The organism is Streptomyces plumbidurans (assembly GCF_019857225.1).
GTDB lineage: Bacteria > Actinomycetota > Actinomycetes > Streptomycetales > Streptomycetaceae > Streptomyces > Streptomyces plumbidurans.
This window is the reverse complement of record NZ_JAFJSY010000149.1, coordinates 1-4,825: the sequence shown is the minus strand read 5'-3', so window position 1 is coordinate 4,825 and position 4,825 is coordinate 1. Positions and strand designations below refer to the sequence as shown.

Sequence of the window (4,825 nt, the reverse complement as noted above, 5' to 3'; positions counted from 1 at the left end):
GGAGGGGGAGGCGATCCGGGACAGGGCCATGGAGACGGCCTGCTCGCCGATGGAGAGGGCCGGTTGGGCCATGGCGGTCAGCCGGGGGTGGAAGAGGTCCGCCCATTCGAAGTCGTCGAACGAGACGAGGGCCATGTCGCCGTGGACCTTCAGGCCCGCGTTGCGCAGCGCGCGCATGGCGCCGATGGTCATGCGGTTGTTGCCCGCGACGAGAGCCGTGGGCGGTTCGGGGAGGGACAGGAGCCGGCCGAGAGCGGCCTCCGCGCCGTCCTCGCTGGAGTCGCCGTTCGCCTCGTAGTCCGGGCGGACTTCGATGCCGTTGCGGCGTAGCCCCAGCCGGTAACCGGCGCTGCGCTCGACGGTGGTGGTCAGGCCGTCCCGCCCGGCGATCATGGCGATGCGGGTGTGCCCGATGGACGCCAGGTGATCCACGAGCACCGCGGTGGGCTCGGTGTTGTCCACGGCGACCTGGTCGACGTCAGCGGGGACGAAACGGTCGATGGCGATGACGGGCACGTCGACCTTGTTGGCGTAGCGGATGGCCTGGGCGCCGTCGCACGAGGCGGCCAGGATGATCGCGCTGACCCTGCGGCGCAGCAGTTCACTGACCGCCTTCACTTCCATGTCCGCTTCGTCGTGGGTGTCCGCCAGCAGCACCGAGTAGCCGGCGGCGGAGGCGTGTCGGTCGATGCCGTGAACGACGTTGCTGAAGTACGGGTTGGACAGGGCCGACATGGCCAGGCCTATGCTCCCGTACCCGGTGCTGTCGAGGGCGCGGGCGACCGGATCGGGCACGTAACCGATCTCCGCCACGGCATCCAGGACGTTGCGCACCGTCGCCTGCGCGACCGGACGGGTCTTGTTGAGCACGTGCGACACCGTCGACACGGATACGCCTGCCCGACGTGCCACATCGGACATGGTGGGTGTCTGTCGGGGTGTTCTGCCTGCCATGTCCGGATCTTATCCAAGCTCGCTGAGCACCAGATCGGCCCGAGGGGCGGTGCTGCGGATGAGGGCGCTGGTGCTCTCGTCGACGCCGAGAGCCTTCGCGCGGGCGGCCTGTGGAGTGAAGCCGTAGCTGATGTAACGGCGGGTCAGCCGCTCGCGCCGGGGCTCCGGGCGGGCGTCCAGGAACCAGGCTTCGTCCAGCAGGGACTTCACCTGCCCCCATGAACCCCGCGTGGACAGCAGGAAGTTGCCGTCGACGATGACCAGTTGGTGGCGCGGTGCGACCTCGATCGCCCCGGCCACCGCGTCCTCGAGGTCGCGGTTGAACTCCGGCCACCACACGCTGCGATCGGTTTCGGCGCGCGTACGGCGCAGGAAGGCGAGGAAGCCGTCCGCGTCGAAGGTCTCGATCGTGCCCTTGCTGGCGGCCTGCCCGCGGGCCGCGATGACCTTCTGGGCGAGATGGAACCCGTCCATCGACACGGCTACGGCGACTCCGGCCTGCCTGTCCTCCACCTCCTCCAACAGCTGCTCGGCGAACGTGGATTTGCCCGCGCCGGGTTCTCCTACGATCCCGAGCAGGCCCCGCCCGTTCGCGCTCAGTTGCAGCGCGCGCTCGACGAGGGCATTCATCGGGGGGTGCCCGTAGAGCGGGTTGCGGGGCGGGTGGGCCTTCCCGCCGATGTCAGTGGTGTCGATGTCAGCGGTGTCGAAGTCTTTGCTGTCGAAGTCATTACTGTCGATGTCGTTGCTGCCGGCGATCGTCATTCGGCGGACTCCGACGGGTGGGGGGAGGTGGGCTTCTCCTCGGGCATGTGCTGGGTGGTGCTTTCCAGGAGCGCCCCGTCGGCGGCCATCTGCAGGGCGCCGGTCATCAGGCCCACGACCTCGGTCATCGTGCCCGACTTGGGTGTGACCACCGCGGCGCGCCTGCCCAGGCGGTGCACATGGATGCGGTCGGCGATCTCGAAGACCTGCGGCATGTCGTGGCTGACGAGGATGACCGGCATGCCCCGGTCACGGATCCGGGCGATGAGGTCCAGAACCTGACGGGACTCCCGCACGCCCAGGGCCGCGGTCGGCTCGTCCATGATGATCAGCCGGGTGCCGAACATGGCCGCGCGGGCCACGGCCACGGCCTGGCGCTGACCGCCGGAGAGCGTGCCGACCAGCTGGGTGATGTCCTGGATGGTGGCGATGCCGAGCCGGTCCAGCTGCTCGGCGGCCTGAGTGCGCATCTTCTTGTGGTCCAGCATGCGCAGACCCGAGCCCAGCAGGCCCGGGCGGCGCAGGGGCCGGCCCAGGAAGAGGTTGGTGGCGATGTCCATCTGCGGTGCGACGGCGAGCGTCTGGTAGACGGTCTCGATGCCTGCAGCGCGTGCGTCGCGCGGCCCGTGGAAGCGGACCGGCCGGCCGTTCAGTTCGATGGTTCCGGCGTCCGGGACAAGCGCCCCACTCAGGGCCTTGATCAGGCTCGACTTGCCCGCTCCGTTGTCCCCGACGACGGCGAGGACCTCACCGGCGCGGATCTCGAAGTCGGACTCACGGATGGCCACGACGTTGCCGTAGCGCTTGACCAGGCCGCTCGCGCGCATCACCACGTCGTCGGTACGCGGCGCGGGCGCCTGGGCCGATGCCTGGGGCTGGTTCATGCTGCCCTCCTGCGGACGACGCGGTCCACCGCGACGGCGACGATGACGAGGATGCCGGTGGCGACCTGCTGGTACAGGCTGTCGATGCCGGCCTGGGTCAGCCCGTTGGTCAGGACGGTGACGACCAGGGCGCCCAGCACGGTGCCCGGGACGCCGCCGCGCCCGCCGAAGAGGCTGGTGCCGCCGATCACCACGGCGGTGATGCTGTCCAGGTTGCCCGTCTGGAAGGCGTTCGGGTCGGCGTTCGGGATGCGGCCCAGGGCCTGCCAGGCGGCGATGGCGTAGACGAACCCGGCCAGGACGTACACGCTCAGCAGGGTGCGGCGGGTGTTGATCCCGGTGAGCCGGGCCGCTTCCTCGTCGTCGCCGACCGCGTAGACGTTACGGCCCCAGGAGGTCTGCGTGAGCAGGAACCACAGGCCGACGATGAGGATGATCGCGATCCCCATGCCGTAGGTGACCTCGACCCTGCCGAACAGGTAGGAGCGCTTGCCCAGGAAGGTCAGCACACCGGAGGGGACGGAGAAGCTCTCGCCGTTGGCGAAGAGTTGGCCGGTCGCGGTCAGCACGCTGAGCACGCCGAGCGTGACGATGAACGGAGGCAGCCGCAGCCGGGTCACGAGCGTTCCGGAGACGGCGCCGATGGCCGTGCACAGCAGCACGCCGACGATCAGGGCGACGCCCGCGGGCAGGGCGTTCTGGCTGAGTTTGGCGATGACGAGGGTTCCCAGCACCATGATGGCCGCGTTGGCCAGGTCGATGCCGGCGGTCAGGATGATGAGGGTCTGGCCGAGGGCGAGCGTGCCGATGACCAGGAACTGCTCCACGATCAGTGAAGCGTTGTCGATGTTGAAGAACGTGTCGGTGGTGACCGAGAAGACGATCACGGCTATGACCAGCGCGGCCAGCGGGCCGGCGGCCGTGTTGCCGAGGGCCCGTGCGACAGCGGTCTTGGCCGGGGGACGGGTGGTGTCGCCCTCGGGCGCCACAGGGGAGGTCTGCGTGGTGGTCACGGATCAGCCCCAGCAGTTCTTCAGACCCCAGGCGGTGTCCTTGGAGGCCAGTCCGGGCAGGGGCTTGTCGGTGATGAGCTGGGAGCCGGTGTCCGTGAATCCGGAGGGCTTCGTCTTGTCCTTGGCGTAGGCCACCACGGCGTCGACGCCCTGCTGAGCCATCTTCTTCGGGAACTGCATGACGGTGGCGGCGAACTTGCCGCTCTGCACGTTGCGTACACCTGTGCACGAGCCGTCGATCGAACCGATGACCACGCCCGACTTGCCGCTCAGAGCCTGCGCCGCACCGGCGGCAGCGGGTTCGTTGATCGTGTAGACCGCGTTGATCCCGTGATCGCGCTGGTACAGGTTCTCCATCGCGGTCTGGGCCTTGGTCTGGTCGCCGTTGGTCACGGCGGTGCCCTTGATCTCGGGGGAGCCGTTGGTCAGCCCGAAGCCCTTCAGGAAGCCCTTGTGCCGCAGATCGTCCACGGTGGAGCCCGGCGTTCCGTCGAGCAGGGCGACGGCGGGCTTCTTGCCCTTCAGCGCACCCTTGACGTATTTGCCCTGCTTGACGCCCGCAGCCTCGTTGTCCGTGGCGAACGTGGCGTCCACGGCGCTGGCCGGGTCGGTCGCGGTGTCCAGCGCGATGACGACGATGCCCTTGTCACGGGCGGCCTTGATGGCGCCCAGGACGCCGGTGGAGTTGCTCGGGGTGATGAGGATGCCCTTCACGTTCTGGGCGACGAGGTTGTTGATCGCGTCGACCTGGCCCTGGTTGTCACCGTCGAACTTGCCCGCCAGCGCGATCAGTTTGGCCCCCTTCTTGCTCGCCTCGTCCTGCGCCGACTCACGCAGCTTCACGAAGTAGGGGTTGCTGTTGGTCTTCGTCACCAGTCCGATGGCGATCTTGCCGCCGGAGTCGGTGCCGCTGTCCGAACCCCCACTCTTGGTGGACGAACAGCCGGCGACCAGCAGGGCCACGCCCGCCGCCGCGACGACAGGCACTCTCGCGGAGATACGCAGATGACTCATGACCTGCTCCTTTCGGCCGACGGATCTCCTCGACCCGCCAGGACTGCCGCACAACTTAGTTCGCGGTGCGACATCTGCATAGGCATTGCGCAAAGCTTTGCGGAATTGCCGGCGATCGGCGGTGACGGCAGCCGTCTCGATGTCGCGAGTCCTCACGGACGAACGCGGATGATGGTCTTCCCCCTGACCCTCTCG

At 68.5% G+C, this 4,825-nt stretch carries 5 protein-coding genes; all 5 read right to left on the bottom strand.

The window, feature by feature from the left end; all coding sequences use genetic code 11:
• A partial coding sequence (locus JYK17_RS39975) for a LacI family DNA-binding transcriptional regulator (protein WP_222812302.1) occupies nucleotides 1-921 on the bottom strand: 921 nt, incomplete at its 3' end.
• Nucleotides 922-963: 42 nt separating this feature from the next.
• Complete coding sequence (locus tag JYK17_RS39970; protein WP_219917732.1) at nucleotides 964-1,719, bottom strand: nucleoside/nucleotide kinase family protein; 756 nt, start codon at nucleotides 1,717-1,719, stop codon at nucleotides 964-966.
• Complete coding sequence (locus JYK17_RS39965; RefSeq protein ID WP_234548375.1) at nucleotides 1,716-2,603, bottom strand: ATP-binding cassette domain-containing protein; 888 nt, start codon at nucleotides 2,601-2,603, stop codon at nucleotides 1,716-1,718. The genes JYK17_RS39970 and JYK17_RS39965 overlap by 4 nt, the downstream gene beginning before the upstream one ends.
• Nucleotides 2,600-3,616 (bottom strand): ABC transporter permease, encoded by a 1,017-nt coding sequence (locus JYK17_RS39960; RefSeq protein WP_108016152.1) that lies wholly within the window; start codon nucleotides 3,614-3,616, stop codon nucleotides 2,600-2,602. The genes JYK17_RS39965 and JYK17_RS39960 overlap by 4 nt, the downstream gene beginning before the upstream one ends.
• A 3-nt stretch (nucleotides 3,617-3,619) precedes the next feature.
• Nucleotides 3,620-4,630, bottom strand: a complete 1,011-nt coding sequence (locus tag JYK17_RS39955; protein ID WP_108016151.1) for a substrate-binding domain-containing protein — start codon at nucleotides 4,628-4,630, stop codon at nucleotides 3,620-3,622.
• Nucleotides 4,631-4,825 lie beyond the last annotated feature (195 nt).

Bases quoted from the DNA above. Each gene is read 5' to 3' on its own strand.
- JYK17_RS39970 (WP_219917732.1), bottom strand. From the start codon at position 1,719: ATGACGATCGCCGGCAGCAACGACATCGACAGTAATGACTTCGACAGC.
- JYK17_RS39955 (WP_108016151.1), bottom strand. From the start codon at position 4,630: ATGAGTCATCTGCGTATCTCCGCGAGAGTGCCTGTCGTCGCGGCGGCG.
- JYK17_RS39965 (WP_234548375.1), bottom strand. From the start codon at position 2,603: ATGAACCAGCCCCAGGCATCGGCCCAGGCGCCCGCGCCGCGTACCGAC.